Source organism: Nonomuraea sp. NPDC050478 (assembly GCF_044458265.1).
GTDB lineage: Bacteria > Actinomycetota > Actinomycetes > Streptosporangiales > Streptosporangiaceae > Nonomuraea > Nonomuraea ferruginea.
On record NZ_JBITHT010000014.1, the window covers coordinates 24,724 to 44,954 of the forward strand.

Consider the following 20,231-nt stretch of genomic DNA (forward strand, 5'->3'; position numbering starts at 1 on the left):
CTCCATCTGTGCACTAGTGCGCTCTGCGTATTCGTCCACAGAACGAAACCGCGCGGATTCCTAACGTGAACGGTGTCGAGAAACACCACTCACGGAGGAAATGAAATGCGCAAGATCTTTGCGGCAGCCGCTCTCGCCGGTTCGATGGCCCTCACCGGTCTCGCCCTCGCTCCCGCCGCCCAGGCGGCCTCGGCTCCGGCCACCACGCAGGCGGCCTCCGCCACCGCCGGCACGTGGGGCAAGTACTACTCCAGCAACAGGAAGGCCTACACCTACGGCCAGACCTGGAAGTCGGGCGGCAAGGTCCACACGAAGTGGTACGGCAAGGAGTCCACGTCCAAGCACGGCTACGTCTGGTTCCGCTACGAGTACAAGAGCGGCAAGATCGGCAAGCACTTCTACCGCTGGAACGGCTCCCACAAGCACATCTGGAGCAAGCGGGACATCAAGAAGCTCTACACCTACACCTGCTGGGGCGGCCCCACCAAGTACTGCGGCGCGGTGCACCGCATCTACTGACCGTGAGCCCAGGAAGGCCCGCCGCTCTCCGGCGGGCCTTCCGTCGTGCCGGAGGTCATCACGTACGGGCGCGCGGGAGGAAGACGGCCCGAGGCGGTAGGAGGGTCGGGTAGACTGGCCACTGGTTGTGTCGGGACATCTGGCACGCGTTTTCGCGTTTTCCGCCATGGTGCCGTACACTTCTTTGTCGGCTCACTAAGACTGTCACGCGTCGGCGGCCCTTGCCGGTCGCCGCTCTCTCCGAAGCGTGAGGTCGCGGCTGCTAGTGAACCGGAGCCTCAGACGATCGATCAGTGAAACGCGAGGGATTTTGGCCAAGAAAGACGGCGCCATCGAGATCGAGGGCACTGTGGTTGAGTCGCTCCCGAACGCCATGTTCCGGGTGCAGCTCGACAACGGCCATAAGGTCCTGGCCCACATCAGCGGACGGATGCGGATGCACTACATCCGGATTCTGCCGGACGACCGGGTAGTCGTGGAACTGAGCCCCTATGACCTCAGTCGTGGGCGGATCGTCTACCGATACAAATAAGACGTCTGAGGACATAAAGGACAATGAAGGTAAAGCCGAGCGTCAAGAAGATCTGCGACAAGTGCAAGGTTATTCGCCGGCACGGTCGCGTCATGGTGATCTGCGACAACCTGCGCCACAAGCAGCGCCAGGGCTAGTCGCCGCAAGGCTTCTCCGAGTCCGCCCCGATCAGGGTGCGGGCTCGACGCATGAGAAGTCTGCAACGTAAGCGCGTGTCACACCCGAGCAGGCAGGTCTCGTCAGAGACCTGGACCACTCGGGAGACCCCCGGTCGGAGGCCGGGGCCCTCCACCCCGGGCATGGGGAGGGGAAGTGGCGCGCAAGACCTCCGCCACAACGAAGGAGAATGCCCGCCATGGCTCGCCTGGTTGGCGTCGACCTCCCCCGCGACAAGCGGCTGGAGATCGCTCTCACCTACATCTACGGCATCGGCCGCACCCGCGCCCAGGAGATTCTCCAGGCCACCGGTGTGAGCCCCGACCTCCGTGTGCACCAGCTCTCCGACCAAGAGCTCGTCCCGATGCGTGACTACATCGAGGCGAACTTCAAGATCGAGGGTGACCTGCGCCGCGAGGTCCAGGCCGACATCCGTCGCAAGATCGAAATCGGTTGCTACCAGGGCATTCGGCACCGCAAGGGCCTGCCCGTCCACGGTCAGCGCACGCAGACCAACGCGCGCACCCGCAAGGGCAAGAAGAAGACCGTGGCCGGCAAGAAGAAGCCTGGCAAGAAGTAGTCCACAGCCGCGGACCGAAGACCTCAGGAGTTGAAGGCAAGCAATGCCTCCTAAGAGCCGTCAGGGCGCGCCGAAGAAGGTGCGCCGCAAGGAAAAGAAGAACGTCGCTCACGGGCACGCCCACATCAAGAGCACGTTCAACAACACGATCGTCTCGATCACCGACCCCAACGGGAACGTGATCTCCTGGGCCAGCGCGGGCCACGTGGGTTTCAAGGGCTCCCGTAAGTCCACCCCGTTCGCCGCTCAGATGGCCGCCGAGAACGCCGCCCGCCGCGCCATGGAGCACGGCATGCGCAAGGTCGACGTCTTCGTGAAGGGTCCCGGCTCCGGCCGTGAGACCGCGATCCGCTCCCTCCAGGCCACCGGCCTCGAGGTGGGTTCGATCCAGGACGTCACCCCGGTTCCGCACAACGGTTGCCGGCCGCCGAAGCGCCGCCGCGTCTGAATTAGCCCAGGAGATACAGAGAAATGGCTCGTTACACGGGCGCGGACTGCAAGCTCTGCCGCCGGGAGAAGACCAAGCTCTTCCTCAAGGGCAGCAAGTGTGAGTCCGCCAAGTGCCCCATCGAGATCCGTCCTTACCCGCCGGGTGAGCACGGCCGCGGACGCCCCAAGGAGTCCGAGTACCAGCTTCAGCTTCGCGAGAAGCAGAAGACCCGCCGCATCTACGGCGTCCTCGAGAAGCAGTTCCGCAACTACTACGAGGAAGCCGCCGGCAAGAGCGGCAAGTCGGGCGAGAACCTCCTCCAGATCCTGGAGAGCCGCCTCGACAACGTCGTCTATCGCGCCGGTTTCGCGCAGTCGCGCGACGCCGCCCGCCAGCAGGTCCGCCACGGCCACGTCATGGTCAACGGCAAGAAGGTGGACATCCCGTCCTACCGCGTGCGCGAGCACGACATCGTCGAGGTGCGCGAGACCAAGCGCAACCTGATGCCGTACGAGGTGGCCCGCGCCACCGCCGGCGAGCGGACGGTCCCGGCCTGGCTGGGCGTCGTGCCCGACAAGCTCCGCATCCTGGTGCACCAGCTGCCCGTCCGGCAGCAGATCGACACCCAGGTGCAGGAGCAGCTGATCGTCGAGTACTACTCGAAGTAGTCACTCGCCTTCCTGGTTCTCGTACGGATCCCGTACGAGAACTAGGCTGTTTCATCGGGGTGGCGTCATATAGCGGGCGCCACACGAAAAAGGGGAGACCCGCACATGCTGATCGCTCAGCGCCCGACTCTTCTCGAAGAGTCCATCGACGAGACACGCTCCCGGTTCGTCATCGAGCCGCTGGAGCCGGGCTTCGGTTACACCATCGGCAACTCGCTCCGCCGCACGCTGCTGTCGTCCATCCCGGGCGCGGCCGTGACGAGCATCCGGATCGAGGGAGTGCTGCACGAGTTCTCGACCGTTCCCGGGGTCAAGGAAGACGTCACCGACATCATCCTCAACCTCAAGGAGCTCGTCGTCTCCTCCGAGCACGACGAGCCGGTCGTGATGTACCTGCGCAAGCAGGGCCCGGGTGAGGTCACCGCCGCCGACATCGCGCCGCCCGCCGGTGTCGAGGTGCACAACCCCGAGCTGCGCATCGCCACGCTCAACAGCAAGGCGAAGCTCGAGATGGAGCTGACGGTCGAGCGCGGCCGCGGCTACGTCTCCGCCGCGCAGAACAAGCAGCCCGGCCAGGAGATCGGCCGCATCCCGATCGACTCCATCTACTCGCCGGTTCTCAAGGTCACCTACAAGGTCGAGGCGACCCGAGTCGAGCAGCGCACCGACTTCGACCGCCTCATCCTCGACGTCGAGACCAAGCCGGCCATGAAGCCCCGCGACGCGGTGGCCTCCGCCGGTAAGACCCTCGTCGAGCTCTTCGGCCTGGCCCGCGAGCTCAACGTCGAGGCCGAGGGCATCGACATCGGCCCGTCGCCGACCGACGCCGCCCTGGCCGCCGACCTGGCGCTGCCGATCGAGGAGCTCAACCTCACCGTCCGCTCGTACAACTGCCTCAAGCGCGAGGGCATCCACACCGTGGGCGAGCTGGTCGCGCGGAGCGAGCAGGACCTGCTCGACATCCGCAACTTCGGCGCCAAGTCGATAGAGGAAGTCAAGCAGAAGCTGCACGAGATGTCGCTGGCGCTCAAGGACTCCCCGCCCGGGTTCGACCCGAGCGCGGTGGCCGGCGGCGGCTACGACGACGACGACAGCGCGTACGTCGAGACCGAGCAGTACTGACCCGCACGGGGTCCCTCGCTGGGGCCCTTCGCGGTTGGCGGGAATCACGGATGGTTTCCGTTGAGGGCGCGCCGGCGGATCTCGCCGGCGCGGCCTTCGCATCGCGGCAGGCCGCTGGTGGCCTTCCGCCCGACCCCGGTACCTGGCACGGCCGGGGCGGTTAACTCACAAGGAGAGAGCAATGCCCAAGCCCACCAAGGGCCGACGTCTTGGCGGCAGCCCGGCGCACGAGCGGCTGATCCTGGCCAACCTGGCCACCGATCTGTTCCGCCACGGCCGGATCCGCACCACGGTCACCAAGGCCAAGCGTCTTCGCCCGCTGGCGGAGCGCCTGATCACCAAGGCGAAGAAGGGCGACATCCACAACCGTCGCCAGGTGCTCACGGTCGTCAAGGACAAGGGCGTCGTCCACCACCTCTTCACGGAGATCGCGACGACGTTCGCCGAGCGTCCCGGCGGTTACACCCGCATCACCAAGATCGGCGCGCGTAAGGGCGACAACGCCCCGATGGCCGTCATCGAGCTGGTGAGCGAGCCGCTGAACACGGTCACGCGCACCGCCGCCCCGGCTGCTCCGGCCGCTCCCGCGGAGGAGCCTGCCGAGGCGAAGGCCGAGGAGAGCGCCGAGGTCTCCGCCGAGGCCAAGGGCGACGAGGCCGCCGAGGGTGCCGCCGAGGCGCCCGAGGCGAAGAAGGACGAGGCCTGAGACATCAGGCTTGACGGGCCCGGACCTCCTCATCGGGGTTCGGGCCCTTTTTCGTCCGCGTGTCTGCATGGAGGTGATCGTGGTACGGCTGCGGCTGGATCTCGGGTACGACGGGAGCGGTTTCTCCGGGTGGGCCCGTCAGCCCGCGCTGCGCACCGTACAGGGAGAGATCGAGCAGGCGCTCGGCCGGATCCTCCGGATCGCGGAGCCGGTGCTGACCGTCGCGGGGCGCACCGACGCGGGCGTGCACGCGCGCGGGCAGGTGGCGCACGTCGACGTGCCCGGCGAGGTGCTGGTGCGGCTTGACGGGAACCGGCCGCACGCGCTGGGGACGGACGAGAGGCTCTCTGTGCTCGTGCGGAGGCTTGGCGGGGTTCTCCCTCCAGATGTCCGTGTTTTTCGTGTCTCGGTGGCTCCTGAGGGCTTCGACGCCCGATTCTCCGCTCTGTCCCGGCGGTACGCGTACCGGGTGAGCGACGCCGCGGGCGGCTGCGACCCGCTGCGGCGGCACGAGGTGCTGTGGCACAACCGGCCGCTCGACCTGGACGCGCTGAACGCCGCCGCCGCCCGGCTGCTCGGCGAGCACGACTTCGCGGCGTTCTGCAAGAAGCGCGAGGGCGCCACCACGATCAGGGAGCTGCAGCGGCTTGACTGGGCGCGCGAGCCCGGCGGGGTGCTGGTCGCGACCGTGGTGGCCGACGCGTTCTGCCACTCGATGGTACGGGCCCTCGTCGGCTCGCTCCTGGCCGCGGGCGACGGCCGGCGGCCGGTCGAGTGGCCCGGGCAGGTGCTCGCGGCGGGCGTACGCGACACGGGGGTGCATGTGGCGCCCGCGCACGGGCTCTGCCTGGAGGAGGTGCGCTACCCGGCCGACGCGGAGCTGGCGGACCGGGCGAGCGCCACCAGACGGGTGCGCACCCTCTGATCAGTTGTCGGTGATGCGGCGCTCCAGCACCTTGGCGGTCTCGTCGCGGAACTCGCTGCTCACCTTGACCAGGGTCTTCTCCTTGTCACCCGGGGTGTGGCCGTCGGCGTGGGTGGCGTAGCTGAAGACGATGTAGCGGCCCCACACCAGCCCGGCCGCGTAGCCGCCGGCGATGTGCACCCGGTCGCCACCGGACCCCTCAGGGCCGGCGAGGCCGCGGAACCACAGGTTGCGGCTCAGGTTCTTGGCCTGGTCGACCTCCAGCGCGGCGTCCTTGCTGGGCAGGACGGCGATGCCGGTGGTCACCGCGTACCGGCGCTTGCGGTCGACGTACGTGGCGCGCAGCACGCGGCTGCACTGCTGCTCCTTGAGCGCCTCGGCGAACGGACCCGACGCGGCGTCCTCGCAGTCGTCGGCCACGGTCGACTTGACCCTGGTGAAGGCGGCGCCCGCGGCGTCCACCTTCTTGTCCGGGAACGCCTCCTTGAGCGACAGCGTCTTCGGGTCGGTGATCTCCGAGTTGAGCATGGAGGTTCCGGACGGCTCGGCGGAAGGGGTGACGGACGGGGCGGAGGTGGGGCTCGCCGTGGGGGCGCTCGCGGCCGTGTTCGCCGGCGCCGCCGTGTTGGCGGACCGTACGGCGAAGAACCCGCCCGTGGCAACCCCCGCGAGCACCAGCACGCCGAGCGTGGCGAACAGCGCCCGCTTGCTCTTCGGCGGCTCCTGGACCTGGATGGCCGCGAACGGCGGCTGCCTGAACGGGCCACCGGCGTCCACCGGGGCCAGCTCCCCTGGGCGGGGCAGTCGTCCCGGGGGGTCCGCTTGGCTGGGGACCAGTGCGGCGGGGTCTCCGTGGCCGGGCATCCGTCTGCCGGGGTCTCCCTGCTGGGGCACCCGTCCGGCGGGGTCTGCTTGCTGGGGTACCCGTCCGGCGGGATCTGCCGGGTTGGGGGAGCGCCTGGTCAGGGGTGTGACGGGACCGCCGCGTGGTGGGCTCTGGGGTGGGACGAGGCCGCTCTGGGGCGGGCCCTGGGTGTCGTGCGGTCCGCCGCGTGCCGGGCCTTGGGCGGAGCCGGTCGTGTACGGCGCGTTGCCTTGGGTCGGCTGGGGGTTGCCGAAACCTCCCGGAGGTGGGACCGGCACTCCCTGGATCACGCTGCCCGGAGGGTGTGGCCCGGCGTCAGGTGGTGTGACACCTTCGGGTGTGTTCTGAGGGCCGGCTCCGGCTTGTGCCTCGGGGTCACTGCCTGGAGAGGCCGGTGGTTCCTCGCCCTGGAGGAGCCCGTCCTTGACCGGCTCCGCGGTCACCGGGCGCTCTTCGCGCCCTCCGGACGACGGGGTAACCGGGCGTTCCTCGTGCACCTCAGAGGACGCGGTCACTGGGCGTTCCTCACGCTCCGGGGAGGACGCGGGCCGACGGCCCCAGACCTCCGGGGCGAACGGCAGGTCGAGCTGGTCGCGCTCCGGCTCCTCGCGCTGCGGAGCGGGCGGCCACACGGGCACATCACTCGGTTCGGCCCGGCGGCCGGCCTGCTCCCTGGGAGCGCCGGGCGGGCCGCCCGTGCCATGAGCCCCGGCCGCGCCGGCAGGGGCGCCCTCGGCCCGATGGTCACCTGCGGTGTGCGGAGTGTTGATGCCGTGAGAGGCGCTCTCGGCCCGGAGGCCTCCGGCGGTGTGCTGGTTGTCCGCGAGGTGAGGAGTGCCTTCGGCCCGAGGGCCACCTGCGGTGTGCGGAGTGTTGGTGCCGTGCGGAGTGCTCACGGCACGGGAGGCTCCGGTGGTGTGCGGATCGCCGCTGGCAGGGCTCGTGGGGTGGGTGCCGCTCGGGTTCTGGCTGGGGATTCCCGGGGGCCCGCTCTGGCTGGGGGGTCCCGGGGGGTGAGGGTTGCCGGTGATCGGAGGGCCTGCCGTCTCTGGGGCGGGGTTGGTGGTGCCTTGCTGGGCGGCGGGGGAGAGTTTGGGGTCGAACAGGGGTGCCGGCGGACCCTTCGGGCCGGGTGACGGCACAGGCATGCCGGCGCCGAGTCCCGGCCCGCCCTTCCTGGCGAACGGGGGCACCTGGCCCGGGCGGGTGGGGCCCTCGACGTCGTCCGGCTGTTCGCCGTACGTGGGGCGGGTCGGCTCCACGCCGTACGGAGGTCTCGGATCGTCCGTGGAGGACCCGTACGGAGGCTGGCCTTCGCGTGCGGGAGGCGGAGGCGCATCGTGGTCGGCGGGCGTCGGCGCGCTGAGCGGGACGGGGCGCGGAGCCATGGTGTTCGGGTCGAAGTAGTGCGACGGACCTGATGCCACGGGCTCGGGACCCCAGCCATCGGCGAGGTCCGGCGACTCGGATCCGGCCGGTGGAGGCGTGGTCCGGTCTTCCGCGGAGGGTTGGGCGGGCCAGTGTCGCCACATGGGGTCGGAGTGCGTGGGGGGTGGTGTGGCCGGGAAGGCTCTGAGGCCTTCCGACGGGGGCTGGGCGGGCCAGTCTTGCCATGTGGGCTCGGACGACGGCGGGGTCGCTGATGCGGGCTCGGCGGGCCAGGACTCTGATGGCAGCGAGGGCTCGGACGGTCCCTCGGGTCGCGGGGGGTCGCCGTGCTCGCTGCGCTGGGGAGCGTGGGTGTCGTCGTCGGGCTCCAGTTCGCCGGTGGCGGCGGGCCACGGCGGCATGGCGGGGGAGCCGGTGACCGGGGCCGGCCACACCTGCATGCCGGCCGCCGCGGCGGTGAACGCCGGGGGAGGCTCCCAGCGGGGGGCGCCGGGGACGGCGGGCTCACCCCACGAGCTCTTCGGCGGCTGGGGCCAGGGGACGCCCGGCGGGGTGAAGGGCACGCCCGCCGGCTCGTCGTCCTCGGCGTACCAGTCGTAGGCCGCGCCGTCCGCGTCCTGCACCTCCCAGGGCTGCGCACCGGGGTAGACCGGGACAGGCTGCTCGCCGCTCGCGGGCTCTCGTACGTCCGAAGGACGCGCGGGGCGCGACGCGGCGAGATCGGGCCCGGACTCCTGGACGGAGAGCCAGTCCTCGGCGGGGGCGGCGCCTGCGGGTTGCCAGGCGTCGTCGCGGGGTGGCTCGCCTTCGACCGTGAGCCAGGCTTGTCCCGAGGGGTCGTCCGGGTATGCCGGTGGGCCCCCTTGCTCTTTGGGGGGCTGGCGACCGAAGCTCGGCGGGGGCGTCGGAGGTGCGCTGCCCGCTTCCCTGCGCTCGTGCTCTGACCCGGGTCCCTGGCCACGCATAAGGCGAGCGTAGCGAGTGTCTCTAGATCGTTCCCCCGGTATGAGTGTTCCCGCGCTGATCGATCGTCACTTTTGCGGGATTTTCGCGTACGAAGTGAGAATTCAGGCCGCGCGAGCGCCCGTCAGCGCACGAACGTCGAGGGCCTTGAAGACCGTCGCCTTGGTGATGTCCTCGGCCGCCTGGAAGAGTCGCTTGGATGCCGTCTTGTCGGGATCGGACCCGTCCTTGTTCTGGAACCAGACCAGGACGGCGTAGTGGCCGTGCGTCCACACCTTGGCGCCGCCGCTGCCCGAGCCGAGGAACTTGGTCACCTCGTCCTTGCCCGCGAGGGGTTTGACGTAGTTGGACTTGTCGCCGGCCTTGGCGACCCTGGCGGCGTTCTTGGTCGTGCTGAGGTTGGCGACGCCGACCGTGCCGATGGTCTCGCCCTTCTTGTCACGGAAGCTGGCTCGCATCATCTGTGTGCACTTGCCGGCCTTGAGGGCCTTCTTGAGCTTGTCGCCGAGCACGCCGTCGTCGCACTTCTTGTCCTTGCTGGTGATCGTCATCTCGTAGGCGCGGCCCGAGGCGGTGATCTTCTTGGACTTGAAGAGCTCCTTCACGGTGAGCGGCTCGGGGTCCGTGCTGCGGCTGCCCGCGTAGCCGAACTCGCCGGGGGGCGCCGACGGGAGCGGGGCGGAGGTGCGGCGCTCCGAGCTGGACACGGCGGCGGGGTCGTCGGCGTTGAACATCACCGCCAGGCCGCCGCCGAGCAGGGCCAGCACGCCGACGCCGGCGAGCGAGGCCCAGAGCGGGCCGCGGGAGCGGGGGCCCTCGTCGTAGGGGCTCCAGGTCTGCCGGGGGGCGGCGGTCTTCTCGGCGGATTTGTCGGGCTTCTCCGCCTGCTCTGCCTTGTCCGTCTTATCGGGCTTGCCGGACTTGGCCCTGCCGCGCCTGCCGCGGCCGGTCTCCTTGGCGGCCGGGTCGTCGCCGGGCGTGTCACCGGGAGGGCCGGACGGCGGCTGCGCGTTCGCGGCGGGCTGCGGGGCGCCGGGCGGGGGCTTCCTGTTGCTCGGCGTGAACGCGTCGGACGCTCCTGGGCCGCCGGGCGCTCCTGGGCCGGCGGCGAAGGGGTCGGACGGGTTCTGCGGGTCGGTGGAGAAGGGGTCCGCCGCCGCTTGCGGGCCGGTGCGCGGGCCCTGAGGGAAGGCGCCGGGCCCCTGCGGGCCGGTGGCGCGCGGGTCGGGCGTGCCCAGCGGGCCGGTCGGCGGGCCGGAGAAGGAGCCTGCCGCGCCCAACGGGCCCGTGGCGGGGCCGGAGGCGAACGGGTCGGACGAGCCCGGCCGGCCTGGCGCGCCCTGCTGGCGAGGGGTGAAAGCGTCGCCGGCCTGGGAGAACGGCCCCGATGGCGGTTGCCCGTCGGCACTCGGCTGGGCGGGTGTGAAGAAGCCGGAGTCGGTCTGGGGCTGGCGGTCTCTACGAGAACGACGCGGGGTGCCGTCCGTGCCGGTTTGCGGTTCCTCGGGAAAACCCATGCGGAGACATTACCGTGAAGGTGGTCACGAACGTCCGAAATCCTGCGTCCACCACGGCCCGCCGGGGCCGGACACGACGCCGACGCCGATGGCGTTGAAGTCGCAGTTGAGCATGTTGCGCCGGTGGTCGCGGCTGGCGAGCCAGCCCTGGACGGCCTCCTTGGCGGAGGCGTAGCCGCGGCCGATGTTCTCGGCGGTGCCGTTGACGTACCCGACCCGTTCCATCCGGTCCCAGGGTGAGGCGCCGTCGGGTGATTCGTGGGTGAACTGCCCGGAGCGGGCCATTTCCATGGAGTGGGTGCGGGCCGCCCGGGTGAGCCTGGCGTCGGTCCTGAGCGGGCGGCAGCCGTTCCTCGCCCTGGCGGCGTTGGTGAGCCGGACGACGTCGGCGGCCATGCCCGGCATGTTCCTGATCGACTGGCCGTCGTCGTCGTCGCCGAGCACCGAGACCGGGTCCTGGTCGGTGAAGCCGGCTATCTCGCCGGTGGGGCTCTTGGTGGGCCGGACGTCCGTCTTGCCGCGCGGCGTCGTGGTGACAACCTGCCGGGGGATCCGCTCGGCGTGCGGCTGGGCCTTCTGCGGCGTGGTCTTCGGGGCGGCCTGGGCCGTCGTGGGCGGCGTGGTCTCGTTCAGGAAGATGTGGTCGTCGGGCATCGAGTCGCCGGACACCCGGCCGAGCAGCACACCCGTGAGCAGGGCCGTCGCGAGCAGGCCCACGGCACCCAGGTGGTTTCGGCGCCGGATGGGCCGCTGGGTGTGCCGGGTGTGAGAACTCTGCCACATACCGCCACCAACGATAGAGATGTCGGGTCCTGGTAAAGAAGGGAATGCCGGGAACCGAAATCTATTCGTTCTGTGGTCAGGTAGAATCGCGACAGGTTATCGGTCTTTTGACTGCCCTCTCGGGGGCGGGTAACCTCTCGTTCGTTGTGTGCATAGGTCCGCGAGACCGATGCGCGGCGCGTCCGGCGTCATCTCCTATCACAGCCCTCTCGGGGCCGGGAGACGGAAGGTCCGGGCCGTCGTGTGCCCGCACCGACCGACCCCATAGCGCTGCCGTGTCCGGCGGCGCGCCGAAGACGCGAGCATAAAGAAGGCTACGACCGTGCGCACGTACTCACCGAAGCCCGCCGACGTCCAGCGTCAGTGGTACGTCATCGACGCGACCGATGTCGTCCTGGGCAGGCTGGCCAGCCACGTCGCGATCCTGCTCCGCGGCAAGCACAAGCCGATCTTCGCGAACCACGTCGACACCGGTGACTTCGTCATCGTCATCAACGCCGACAAGATCGCGCTGAGTGGCAACAAGCTTGAGCAGAAGAAGGCCTACCGCCACTCGGGTTACCCGGGCGGTCTGCGTTCCGTCAGCTACGGCGAGCTCATGGAGAAGCGGCCCGACAAGGCCGTCGAGAAGGCCGTCAAGGGCATGCTGCCGAAGAACTCCCTGGGCCGGAAGATGATCAAGAAGCTGAAGGTCTACGCGGGTCCCGAGCACCCGCACCAGGCCCAGCAGCCGGTGCCGTTCGAGATCACCCAGATCGCCCAGTAGACCTGCGGGGGGATGTCCCCCCGCATGCCCCTCAAGGGGCAGTGAACCGAGTTTGATTTTCGTGGGGAAACCCCACGCCTTGCCCCCGATGGGGCAAGCGAAAGATTCAGAGGAGAACCGTGGCTGAGCCCACCGGTGTCGAGACGGCTGTCGAGGCCGAGCAGGAGGACTTCTCCACCGAGGAGTTCCCGTCCGAGTACACCACCGAATCCGCCGCCAGCGCCGACGCTCCCGTGCGCAAGCCCGTCACCACGGGCAACTCGTACGGCACCGGCCGCCGCAAGGAGGCGATCGCCCGCGTGCGCATCGTCCCCGGCACCGGCAAGTGGACGATCAACGGTCGTTCGCTGGACACCTACTTCCCCAACAAGGTCCACCAGCAGATCGTCAACGAGCCCTTCGTGGTGCTCGGCGCCGAAGAGGCGTTCGACGTCATCGCGCGCATCGACGGCGGTGGCGTGACCGGCCAGGCCGGCGCGCTGCGCATGGGCCTGTCCCGCGCGCTCGCGCTCCTGGACGTGGAAGTCAACCGCCCGCCGCTGAAGAAGGCCGGCTTCCTCACCCGTGACGCCCGCGCCACGGAGCGGAAGAAGTACGGCCTCAAGAAGGCCCGTAAGGCTCCGCAGTACAGCAAGCGCTGACTTGGCGCGGCTGTTCGGCACCGACGGGGTGCGTGGTGTCGCCGGGCGCGACCTCACGGCCGAGCTCGCCATGGACCTTTCGGTCGCGGCGGCTCATGTCCTCGGCGATGCAGGCGTGTTCGCCACCGGCTCCAGCCGCAGGAGGCCGGTGGCGGTCGTAGGCCGGGACCCGCGAGCCTCGGGGGAGTTCCTCGAGGCCGCCGTGGTCGCCGGCCTCGCGTCGTCCGGAGTGGACGTGCTGCGCCTCGGCGTGCTGCCCACCCCGGCCGTCGCCCATCTCACGGCCGCGCTCGGCGCCGACCTCGGCGTCATGCTCTCGGCCTCGCACAACGCGGCGCCCGACAACGGGATCAAGTTCCTGGCCAGGGGCGGCTTCAAGCTCTCCGACGCGGTCGAGGACGAGATCGAGCGGCGGCTCGGCGAGGAGTGGAGCTTCCCCGTCGGCTCGTCCGTGGGGCGGGTGCGCGACGCGTACGGCGAGGCCGATCGTTACATCAGCCACGCGCTCGACACCGTCAGCGCCCGGCTCGACGGGCTCCACGTCGTGGTCGACTGCGCCCACGGCGCGGCCCACATGGTGGCGCCCGAGGCGCTGCTGCGCGCCGGCGCGCGGGTGGAGGCCATCGGCGCCCGGCCCGACGGCCTCAACATCAACGACGGCTACGGCTCCACCCATCTCGACAAGCTGACGCAGGTCGTGGTCTCGCGCGGCGCCGACGTCGGCATCGCCTACGACGGCGACGCCGACCGCTGCCTGGCGGTCGACCACACCGGCGCGGTCGTCGACGGCGACCAGATCATGGCCATCCTGGCCGTGGACATGCACGAGCAGGGCTCGCTGGCCAAGGACACCGTGGTCGCGACCGTCATGTCCAACCTGGGCTTCAAGCTGGCCATGCGCGAGGCGGGCATCACCGTGATCGAGACCGCGGTGGGCGACCGTTACGTGCTGGAGCGGATGAAGGCCGAAGGCTACAACCTGGGCGGCGAGCAGTCGGGCCACGTCATCATGCTCGACCACGCCACCACGGGCGACGGCCTGCTCACCTCGCTCCACCTGCTGTCGGTGGTGGCCAGGTCCGGCCGGTCGCTGCGCGAGCTGGCGTCGGTGATGACCGCGCTGCCGCAGATCCTGATCAACGTCAAGGGCGTCGACCGGGGCAAGGCCGCCGCGCCGGAGCTCAAGTCGGCCGTGACCGAGGCCGAGGTCGAGCTGGGCGAGACGGGCCGGGTGCTGATCCGGCCCAGCGGGACCGAGCCGATGATCCGCGTCATGGTGGAGGCCTCCTCGGAGGAGGAAGCCTCCAAGGTCGCGGAGCGCCTCGCCGACGTGGTCCGCACCGTCTGCGCCTGAACGGGCCTCCGGGTACGGGATCGCCGTGCCCGGAGGTCAGGCGTGAGACCTCAGCTGGTCGTCGAGAGTCCAGATGCCTGCCTCGACCCCGCTCACCCGTCTCTGATAGAGCTCGCGCTCGGCGAGGATGCACAGATCACCCAACCCGAGCTTGCTCATGACGTGATCGGTCAGCGGGACTCCGGTTCCTGCCCCGTCGATGAGCGCTCGCAGGAACTCCGGCCCCCACTCCACGGAGTGAAGCACCCACGGCGCCTTGCCCTCGATGACCAGCCGCAGGAGCTGGGAGAGCTTGTCGGCATACTGGCGGCGCAGTCGGCCGTCGGCCAGCTGGGCGATGTGATTACCGGTCTCGATCACCGCTGTCACGGGGAGGATCAGCCTGCAGCGGCTGCGTTTGTCCGCAAGCTGGCCGGAGACCATCTCGCGGTCCTGGTTCTTCCCGGGGATGTCGAGAAGGTTGCAGAGGATTGAGGTGTCGACGAACTCGACCCGGCGGCTCATGGTCACCCAAGCCCCATCAGGCGGTCGAACTCGGTGTGGTCGTCGTTCTCGGGAGGACGCTGCTCCAGCAGCCCCGAGGTGATGACGGCTCCGAGGTCGCCTTGTGCCATCAGGCTCGGGTAACCAGCAAGATCCGGCAGCTTGGTGAGCCGGGAGAGACCTGTCTCGCGATCCCGGGTGCTGACCACCACGTTCCGGTGATCCTCTCGCGAAAGGGCCGACAGCAGCGCGGGGCTGTGTGTGGTGAACACCGTTTGGGCGGTGCGTTCCTCAGTAGCGCTCTTCACCAGCTTGAGGAGCTGCGAGGCCTGCGACGGATGCAGGCCGTTCTCCAGTTCCTCGATGACCAGCAAGGGGATCGCCGCTCCGTCCGTGGGCTCACGCCGGTTGAGGTCGAGGTCTCTGCCCTGGCGGAGCAGCGTCGTGGCGATGGCGATGAACCGCAGCAGACCGTCGCTCATCTCGCGGGCCGGCGTCGTGGCACCGTCTTCTCGCAGCGCGAGCATCAGGTCATCGAGCTCGGAGCGGATGAGCTCGATGCCGGATATCTTGTGGTCGACGAGAGCTTGGGCGTGCCGCAGCAGCCGCTCGTAGGCCGCGGGGTCGACGTGCTTGAGGTGCCCGACGACCGCGGAGATGTTCTCCGCGGTCCTGCGCAGGCGGATGTCCCGGCTGGGAACGTACTGGCGCATCAGATGCGGGACCGGGTCCAGATGGAAGACGCCGCGCAGAGTGTCCAGGACGTCCTGCGCCGCTGCGGCCACATGACGCTCCGCATCAGTCGTCAGGTCCAGTCTGAGAGGCAGTTGCGCGGTCAGCAGCCGGGACGAGCGGAAGGTGGCCTTCGGATCGCGGCCCGGCCGCCCGTTGTAGTAGCGCGCTTCGATGCTTCCGCTTCCTTCGGAAGAGCTCACGCCATGCAGCAGCGTATGGAACGCACGCCCGGCCAGATCGTTGGTCCGCCGGAGCTTGCCGGAGAATCCTCGAAGCGATTCGCTGATGATCCCGGGCTCGGGGCGCACGCGGATCTCGACATCGAAAATGATCCCGACGTACGCGCCGTGTTCGACGCGATCAAAGTTGATCACCTGACAACCCAGCCGGAACGTGTCCTCTCCATGGGGAGGGCAGCCCGTGATGCCCCCCCGCAACGGGCCTTCGTCCCCCCGCCTGCTGTCGAGGGAGTCGACGATGTCGCCACCCTCTGCGAGCCGCGAGAGCACCTCCAGCCCGTCGAGAGCGTTGGATTTTCCGCTGCTGTTACGGCCGATGAGCAACGTCATGTCACCCAGCGGGAGGCGAGCGTCGCGAAAGGTCTTGAAGCTCGTCAGACTCAGCTGGGCCAGGCGTGCGGGCATGGCACAACGTTACACGCGGGTCGATCAATCGCCTGGTCGCTATTCGTCGCCCGTCAGGGAGAAGACCCGCAGGCGGCGGCCGGCCCAGAAGACGGCGGCGACGGTGACGACGACCAGGGCGGGGACGGCGAAGGCCAGGGTGACCTCCGCCTCGAAGAACGGCGAGGTGACGACCTGGTCGGCGACCGTCTGGCCCCACTGCTGGATGGAGAAGCGCTTGGCCCCCGGCACCAGGCTGCCGACCAGCGACTCCCAGACGAGGGCGTAGATGATGCCGATCGTGACCGCGTGGCGGGTGACGACGCCGAGCAGCAGGAAGACGGCCGCGTAGGCGATGCCGGCGACGAGGGTGCCGAGGGCGAAGCCGGCGGCGATGCCGTCTTCGTTGCCCACGAGGATCCAGGCCGCAAGGTAGGTGGGCACGGCCGCGAACACGGCCACCAGTGAGGCCGCCACCGCGAACTTGGTCCACGCGACGAGTGGCCGGGAGATCGGCTTGGACATCAGGTGGATGATGGTGCCGTCGTCGATCTCGGGGGCGATCACTCCTGTGCCGGCGATGAGACCGAGCAGCGGCAGGAGGGTGCCGATGGCGAAGTTCTGCATCAGCAGCACGGCCGTGCGCTGGTCGCCGCCGCCGAAGAAGCTGAACATGAGGGCCAGGGCGATCAGCGCCAGGGGCAGCAGGAGCAGCAGGACGACCCTGCGCCTGCCCAGCAGCGCCCGGTAGGTGATGCCTGCCACGACGGTGTTCATGTCAGCTGCTCCTGTTGATCAGGTAGGAGAAGACGCTCTCCAGGTCCTCGTCGGCGGGTGACACCTCGTGCAGGCGCACGCCCTGGTCGCGGGCCACGCGGGGGAGCAGCCTGGCGAACCGGCGGAACTCGGTGGCCTGCACCTCCAGGCCGTCGAGGCTGAGCGTGACCCCTCCGGCGGAGTCGTCGCGGATGAGGGCGGCGGCGAGCTTGCGGTCGTCGCTGGAGCGGATCCTGAACAGGTGGGGCCGGTCGGTCATGAGCCGGCGGATGTCGCGGAAGTTGCCCGAGGCGGCGTGGCGGCCCGAGACCAGCACCTCGATGTGCTGGGCGACCCGCTCGACCTCCTCCAGGATGTGGGAGCTGAACAGGATGGTCTTGCCGGCGGTGCCCATCGACCGGATGAGGTCCATCAGGTGGAGCCGCTGGCGTGGGTCCATGCCGTTGAAGGGCTCGTCGAGCAGCAGCACGCCGGGGTCGTGGACGAGCGCGGCGGCGACCTTGACCCGCTGGCGCATGCCCTTGGAGTAGGTCTCGACCCGGCGGTCCTTCGGCTCCTCCATCTCGACCGTGGCCAGGGCCTTGCGGGCGGCCTCCTCCGGGTTGGGCAGGCCGTGGAGCCTGGCCGCCGAGAGCACGAACTGCCAGCCGGTCAGGAAGCCGTAGACGCCCTCGCGCTCGGGCACCAGGCCGATGTCGCGGTAGACGTGGTGGTTCTTCCAGACGGCGGCGCCGTCGAGGGTGACGGTGCCGCCGGAGGGGGACAGGAACCCGGCCATCATGTGGAGGAGCGTCGACTTGCCGGCTCCGTTGGGCCCGAGCAGGCCGGTGACGCCGGGCCCGATCGTCATGGTGACGTCGTTGACCGCGACGACGTTGCCGTACCAGCGGGAGACCTGGGAGAGCTCGATCTTCACTGCGAGGCCGCCTTCCGGTAGCGCGCAGACAGGACCGCCACGGCGGCGGCGATGAGGGCCAGCACGATCAGGATCGGCGCCGGGCCCCCGGGGTAGGCGCCGTCGGGGACGTGGGCCGTGCTGCCGAACAGCCACACCTGCGCGGCGTCGACCAGCCAGAACGGGTTGATCAGCCAGCCCCAGGCGCCTTCCGACCGGTAACCGGACTCGTAGAGCGCGGCGTAGATCATCGGCGCCGCGCCGGTGGACAGCAGGTAGACGGTGATCACCGAGGCGACGCCGAGCCCGCGCCGGGGCGTCAGCGCGGCCAGCGCCAGCCCCACGGTGGACAGCAGCACGGCCAGCACCGCGGCCATGGTCACCGCGCCGAGGTATTCGCCGGTGGGCGGCGGCCCGGGCATGTCGACGAGCAGGTCGCCGACGAACATCACCGTCAGCGGGACGGCCACCAGCAGGAACAGCGCCACGGTCATGGCCGCGACCTTGGCTCCGACGTACTCGGTGATGGTGACCGGGCGGGAGAGGTAGAGCGGCAGGACGCGGTGGCGCAGGTCGGGGGCGACCACGGTGGGCGCCTGGGAGGCCAGGAAGATGGCCACCACGGCCTGCATGACCACGGCGTAGCCGCTGTAGTCGCCGACCCGCTGCTGGATCATCGCCATCGTCGCGATCGACACCACGACGGGGAACATCATGATGGCGGCCAGCGAGAACGGCATGATCTTGGATCGGGCGGGCCTGCCGAGGCCGAAGACGCCGCGCAGGCTGTGGACGCCCAGCGCCAGCACGGTGTGGTGGCGGCCCAGCCGGGGGCCGTCGTAGTGGCGGTAGCCGATGTCGTAGATCTCAGACATGGGCGGCCTCCCCCCTGAAGACGTCCTCGATGCGGTTGCGGCCCTGCTCCAGGCGGATGAGGCACAGGTCGAGGTCGGCGGTGGCGTCGCGGACGGCGTCGTAGGTCTCGGGGCCGCGCACCTTGACGAGGAGCATGCGGCCGTGCGGAGTGACGGTCTGGCCCAGCTCGGCCAGCCGCCCGGCCAGCGCGTCGGAGCCCTCCTCGACCTCGACCGTGATGGTCTCGGTGGCCTGGGTGAACTCGGTGATGGCGGACGAGCGCAGCAGCCGGCCGGCGTCGATCACGATGACGTGGTCGCAGACCCGCTCCAGCTCGCCGAGCAGGTGGGAGGTGACGAGCACGCTGATGCCGAACTCGGTGCCGATGCGCCGGATCAGGGTCAGCATCTCGTCGCGGCCCCGGGGGTCGAGCCCGTTGGTCGGCTCGTCGAGGAAGATCAGCTTGGGGTCGTGGACGATCGCCTGGGCGAGCTTGACCCGCTGCTTCATGCCGGTGGAGTAGCCGCCGATCGGGCGGTAGCGCTCTTCGGCGAGGCCGACGTGGCGCAGCACGTCGGCGGCGCGCTCGCGGGCGGCGGTGCGCGGCAGCCCCGACATCCGCGCGAGGTGGACGACCAGCTCGGTCGCGGACACGTCGGGCGGCAGGCACTCGTGCTCCGGCATGTAGCCGACCAGCCTGCGGATCTCGGCGCTCTGGGTGAAGGCGTCGAGGCCGAGCACGGCGGCCCGGCCCTCGGACACCGGCAGCAGGCCGAGCAGGATCTTGATGAGCGTCGATTTGCCCGCGCCGTTCGCCCCGACGAGGCCGGTGACGCCGGGACCGACGGTGACCGTGAGCCGGTCGAGCGCCGTGACGGTGGGGAAGCGTTTGGTCAGCCCCTCGATGGCGAGGATGTGCATGCCCCGGACCCTACCGGCCGGGGATGCCGCGAATCGTCGTCCCAAGGGATGAATGGGTGTCATCCCTGAGTCCGGCATCGGGGCCCCGGCCAGGGTCCTCCTCAGGGATCAGGTCCTGCGCAGCACCACCCGCCGGACGGAGTGGTCGCGGCCCTTGTGCATGACCAGGTCGGCGCGGCCGCGGGTGGGGGCGATGTTGTCGATCAGGTTGCGTTCGTTGATGTCGCGCCAGACGTTGACGGCGAACTTCGTCGCCTCGTCGTACGGCATGTCCGCGATGTACTTGAAGTAGGACTTGGGGTCTTCGAAGGCGGTGCGGCGGAGCTTGTGGAAGCGGTCGACGTACCACGTGCGGACGTGTTCCACCTTGGCGTCGACGTAGATGGAGAAGTCGAAGTAGTCGTTGACGGCGAGGGAGGTGGGCGGGGCGGGCTGGAGGACGTTGAGCCCTTCCATGATGAGGATGTCTGGATTTTTCACGACCTGGGAGGCGCCGGGGACGATGTCGTACTCCAGATGGCTGTAGACCGGCGCGTGCACCTCGGCCGCCCCCGCCTTCACCTCCGCCACGAACCGCACCAGCGCCCGCCGGTCGTAGCTCTCGGGGAAGCCCTTGCGATGCATGATGCCCTTGGACTCCAGCACCGCGTTCGGATAGAGGAAGCTGTCCGTCGTCACCAACTCCACGTGCGGATGCTCCGGCCACCTCGCCAGCAGCGTGTGGAGCAGCCGCGCCGTCGTCGACTTGCCGACCGCGACGCTGCCCGCGATGCCCAGGACGTACGGCACGCGCCGCTCGTGATGCCCGAGGAAGGCGCTCAGCACGCTGCTGCGCTGCTTGGATCCGGTGAAATGGAGGTTGAGCAGCCGGGTCAGCGGCAGATAGATGTCGGTCACTTCGGTGAGGTCGATGGGGTCGTCAACGCCGCGCAGCTCTTCCAGCTCGTCCGCGGTGAGAGTCAAGGGCGTGTTCTTGCGGAGGTCGCTCCACTGCTCCCTGCTCAGTTCAACGTAACCGTTGTTCAC

At 69.6% G+C, this 20,231-nt stretch carries 23 protein-coding genes; 13 read left to right on the forward strand and 10 right to left on the reverse strand.

Annotated features, from left to right (window positions below; translation table 11 throughout):
- Positions 1–105: 105 nt before the first annotated feature.
- The 9 genes from ACIBF7_RS43400 to truA all read left to right on the forward strand — a co-directional run bounded on the left by ACIBF7_RS43400 (position 106) and on the right by truA (position 5,638).
- Entirely contained in the window at positions 106–519 is a 414-nt protein-coding gene (locus tag ACIBF7_RS43400) for a hypothetical protein (RefSeq protein ID WP_397199752.1), read from the forward strand.
- Positions 520–829: 310 nt separating this feature from the next.
- The gene (infA, locus tag ACIBF7_RS43405) at positions 830–1,051 is read left to right on the forward strand and encodes a translation initiation factor IF-1 (RefSeq protein ID WP_012887858.1); all 222 of its coding nucleotides are present in this window, start codon (positions 830–832) and stop codon (positions 1,049–1,051) included.
- 23 nt (positions 1,052–1,074) lie between these two features.
- Positions 1,075–1,188: a 50S ribosomal protein L36 gene (gene rpmJ / locus ACIBF7_RS43410; RefSeq protein WP_003956441.1), complete on the forward strand. Its 114-nt coding sequence runs from the start codon at positions 1,075–1,077 to the stop codon at positions 1,186–1,188.
- A gap of 218 nt (positions 1,189–1,406) precedes the next feature.
- Positions 1,407–1,787 carry a 30S ribosomal protein S13 gene (rpsM, locus tag ACIBF7_RS43415; RefSeq protein ID WP_148036797.1) on the forward strand — a complete coding sequence of 127 codons (381 nt, stop codon included), beginning with the start codon at positions 1,407–1,409 and terminating at the stop codon, positions 1,785–1,787.
- Between the two features lie 43 nt (positions 1,788–1,830).
- The gene (gene rpsK, locus ACIBF7_RS43420; protein WP_020542285.1) at positions 1,831–2,235 is read left to right on the forward strand and encodes a 30S ribosomal protein S11; all 405 of its coding nucleotides are present in this window, start codon (positions 1,831–1,833) and stop codon (positions 2,233–2,235) included.
- Between the two features lie 23 nt (positions 2,236–2,258).
- Positions 2,259–2,885 carry a 30S ribosomal protein S4 gene (gene rpsD, locus ACIBF7_RS43425; protein ID WP_148036798.1) on the forward strand — a complete coding sequence of 209 codons (627 nt, stop codon included), beginning with the start codon at positions 2,259–2,261 and terminating at the stop codon, positions 2,883–2,885.
- Positions 2,886–2,990: 105 nt separating this feature from the next.
- Positions 2,991–4,007, forward strand: coding sequence for a DNA-directed RNA polymerase subunit alpha (locus ACIBF7_RS43430; RefSeq protein ID WP_055506403.1), 1,017 nt, complete (start codon positions 2,991–2,993; stop codon positions 4,005–4,007).
- 181 nt (positions 4,008–4,188) lie between these two features.
- Entirely contained in the window at positions 4,189–4,713 is a 525-nt protein-coding gene (rplQ, locus tag ACIBF7_RS43435; protein WP_148036799.1) for a 50S ribosomal protein L17, read from the forward strand.
- 67 nt (positions 4,714–4,780) lie between these two features.
- Positions 4,781–5,638, forward strand: a complete 858-nt coding sequence (gene truA, locus ACIBF7_RS43440) for a tRNA pseudouridine(38-40) synthase TruA (protein ID WP_397199753.1) — start codon at positions 4,781–4,783, stop codon at positions 5,636–5,638.
- On the opposite strand, the gene ACIBF7_RS43445 is transcribed toward truA, so the two are convergent.
- Entirely contained in the window at positions 5,639–6,415 is a 777-nt protein-coding gene (locus ACIBF7_RS43445) for a hypothetical protein (protein ID WP_271274682.1), read from the reverse strand.
- 1,828 nt (positions 6,416–8,243) lie between these two features.
- On the opposite strand from ACIBF7_RS43445, the gene ACIBF7_RS43450 reads away from it, so the two are divergent.
- Positions 8,244–8,492: a hypothetical protein gene (locus ACIBF7_RS43450; protein WP_148036801.1), complete on the forward strand. Its 249-nt coding sequence runs from the start codon at positions 8,244–8,246 to the stop codon at positions 8,490–8,492.
- Between the two features lie 467 nt (positions 8,493–8,959).
- On the opposite strand, the gene ACIBF7_RS43455 is transcribed toward ACIBF7_RS43450, so the two are convergent.
- Together ACIBF7_RS43455 and ACIBF7_RS43460 are read right to left on the reverse strand one after the other, a co-directional pair.
- Positions 8,960–10,372, reverse strand: a complete 1,413-nt coding sequence (locus tag ACIBF7_RS43455; protein ID WP_364225157.1) for a hypothetical protein — start codon at positions 10,370–10,372, stop codon at positions 8,960–8,962.
- A 24-nt stretch (positions 10,373–10,396) separates the two neighbouring features.
- On the reverse strand, positions 10,397–11,155 hold the full coding sequence (locus ACIBF7_RS43460; RefSeq protein WP_397199754.1) for a CAP domain-containing protein: 759 nt from the start codon (positions 11,153–11,155) through the stop codon (positions 10,397–10,399).
- A gap of 322 nt (positions 11,156–11,477) precedes the next feature.
- On the opposite strand from ACIBF7_RS43460, the gene rplM reads away from it, so the two are divergent.
- The 3 genes from rplM (at position 11,478) to glmM (ending at position 13,916) form a co-directional block, all read left to right on the forward strand.
- The gene (rplM, locus tag ACIBF7_RS43465) at positions 11,478–11,921 is read left to right on the forward strand and encodes a 50S ribosomal protein L13 (protein WP_148036804.1); all 444 of its coding nucleotides are present in this window, start codon (positions 11,478–11,480) and stop codon (positions 11,919–11,921) included.
- 119 nt (positions 11,922–12,040) lie between these two features.
- Entirely contained in the window at positions 12,041–12,562 is a 522-nt protein-coding gene (gene rpsI / locus ACIBF7_RS43470) for a 30S ribosomal protein S9 (protein ID WP_148036805.1), read from the forward strand.
- Between the two features lies 1 nt (position 12,563).
- On the forward strand, positions 12,564–13,916 hold the full coding sequence (gene glmM, locus ACIBF7_RS43475; RefSeq protein ID WP_148036806.1) for a phosphoglucosamine mutase: 1,353 nt from the start codon (positions 12,564–12,566) through the stop codon (positions 13,914–13,916).
- A gap of 36 nt (positions 13,917–13,952) precedes the next feature.
- On the opposite strand, the gene ACIBF7_RS43480 is transcribed toward glmM, so the two are convergent.
- The 7 genes from ACIBF7_RS43480 to coaA all read right to left on the reverse strand — a co-directional run bounded on the left by ACIBF7_RS43480 (position 13,953) and on the right by coaA (position 20,231).
- A complete protein-coding gene (locus tag ACIBF7_RS43480) occupies positions 13,953–14,420 on the reverse strand; it encodes a hypothetical protein (protein WP_148037292.1) in 468 nt (155 codons plus the stop codon).
- Positions 14,421–14,422: 2 nt separating this feature from the next.
- Positions 14,423–15,778, reverse strand: coding sequence for an AAA family ATPase (locus ACIBF7_RS43485; RefSeq protein WP_397199755.1), 1,356 nt, complete (start codon positions 15,776–15,778; stop codon positions 14,423–14,425).
- Positions 15,779–15,817: 39 nt separating this feature from the next.
- Entirely contained in the window at positions 15,818–16,534 is a 717-nt protein-coding gene (locus tag ACIBF7_RS43490; protein WP_148036808.1) for an ABC transporter permease, read from the reverse strand.
- Between the two features lies 1 nt (position 16,535).
- On the reverse strand, positions 16,536–17,450 hold the full coding sequence (locus ACIBF7_RS43495) for an ABC transporter ATP-binding protein (protein WP_148036809.1): 915 nt from the start codon (positions 17,448–17,450) through the stop codon (positions 16,536–16,538).
- Positions 17,447–18,304 carry an ABC transporter permease gene (locus ACIBF7_RS43500; RefSeq protein WP_148036810.1) on the reverse strand — a complete coding sequence of 286 codons (858 nt, stop codon included), beginning with the start codon at positions 18,302–18,304 and terminating at the stop codon, positions 17,447–17,449. The genes ACIBF7_RS43495 and ACIBF7_RS43500 overlap by 4 nt, the downstream gene beginning before the upstream one ends.
- Positions 18,297–19,205, reverse strand: a complete 909-nt coding sequence (locus ACIBF7_RS43505; protein ID WP_397199756.1) for an ABC transporter ATP-binding protein — start codon at positions 19,203–19,205, stop codon at positions 18,297–18,299. The genes ACIBF7_RS43500 and ACIBF7_RS43505 overlap by 8 nt, the downstream gene beginning before the upstream one ends.
- A 108-nt stretch (positions 19,206–19,313) precedes the next feature.
- Complete coding sequence (gene coaA / locus ACIBF7_RS43510; RefSeq protein ID WP_148036812.1) at positions 19,314–20,231, reverse strand: type I pantothenate kinase; 918 nt, start codon at positions 20,229–20,231, stop codon at positions 19,314–19,316.

Coding starts and splice junctions, on each gene's coding strand:
- rpsK (WP_020542285.1), top strand. CDS start 1,831: ATGCCTCCTAAGAGCCGTCAGGGCGCGCCGAAGAAGGTGCGCCGCAAG.
- rpsD (WP_148036798.1), top strand. CDS start 2,259: ATGGCTCGTTACACGGGCGCGGACTGCAAGCTCTGCCGCCGGGAGAAG.
- ACIBF7_RS43400 (WP_397199752.1), top strand. CDS start 106: ATGCGCAAGATCTTTGCGGCAGCCGCTCTCGCCGGTTCGATGGCCCTC.
- ACIBF7_RS43455 (WP_364225157.1), bottom strand. CDS start 10,372: ATGGGTTTTCCCGAGGAACCGCAAACCGGCACGGACGGCACCCCGCGT.
- ACIBF7_RS43430 (WP_055506403.1), top strand. CDS start 2,991: ATGCTGATCGCTCAGCGCCCGACTCTTCTCGAAGAGTCCATCGACGAG.
- rpsM (WP_148036797.1), top strand. CDS start 1,407: ATGGCTCGCCTGGTTGGCGTCGACCTCCCCCGCGACAAGCGGCTGGAG.
- ACIBF7_RS43500 (WP_148036810.1), bottom strand. CDS start 18,304: ATGTCTGAGATCTACGACATCGGCTACCGCCACTACGACGGCCCCCGG.
- rplQ (WP_148036799.1), top strand. CDS start 4,189: ATGCCCAAGCCCACCAAGGGCCGACGTCTTGGCGGCAGCCCGGCGCAC.
- ACIBF7_RS43485 (WP_397199755.1), bottom strand. CDS start 15,778: ATGCCCGCACGCCTGGCCCAGCTGAGTCTGACGAGCTTCAAGACCTTT.
- ACIBF7_RS43505 (WP_397199756.1), bottom strand. CDS start 19,205: ATGCACATCCTCGCCATCGAGGGGCTGACCAAACGCTTCCCCACCGTC.
- ACIBF7_RS43460 (WP_397199754.1), bottom strand. CDS start 11,155: ATGTGGCAGAGTTCTCACACCCGGCACACCCAGCGGCCCATCCGGCGC.
- rpmJ (WP_003956441.1), top strand. CDS start 1,075: ATGAAGGTAAAGCCGAGCGTCAAGAAGATCTGCGACAAGTGCAAGGTT.
- truA (WP_397199753.1), top strand. CDS start 4,781: ATGGAGGTGATCGTGGTACGGCTGCGGCTGGATCTCGGGTACGACGGG.
- ACIBF7_RS43490 (WP_148036808.1), bottom strand. CDS start 16,534: ATGAACACCGTCGTGGCAGGCATCACCTACCGGGCGCTGCTGGGCAGG.
- ACIBF7_RS43480 (WP_148037292.1), bottom strand. CDS start 14,420: ATGAGCCGCCGGGTCGAGTTCGTCGACACCTCAATCCTCTGCAACCTT.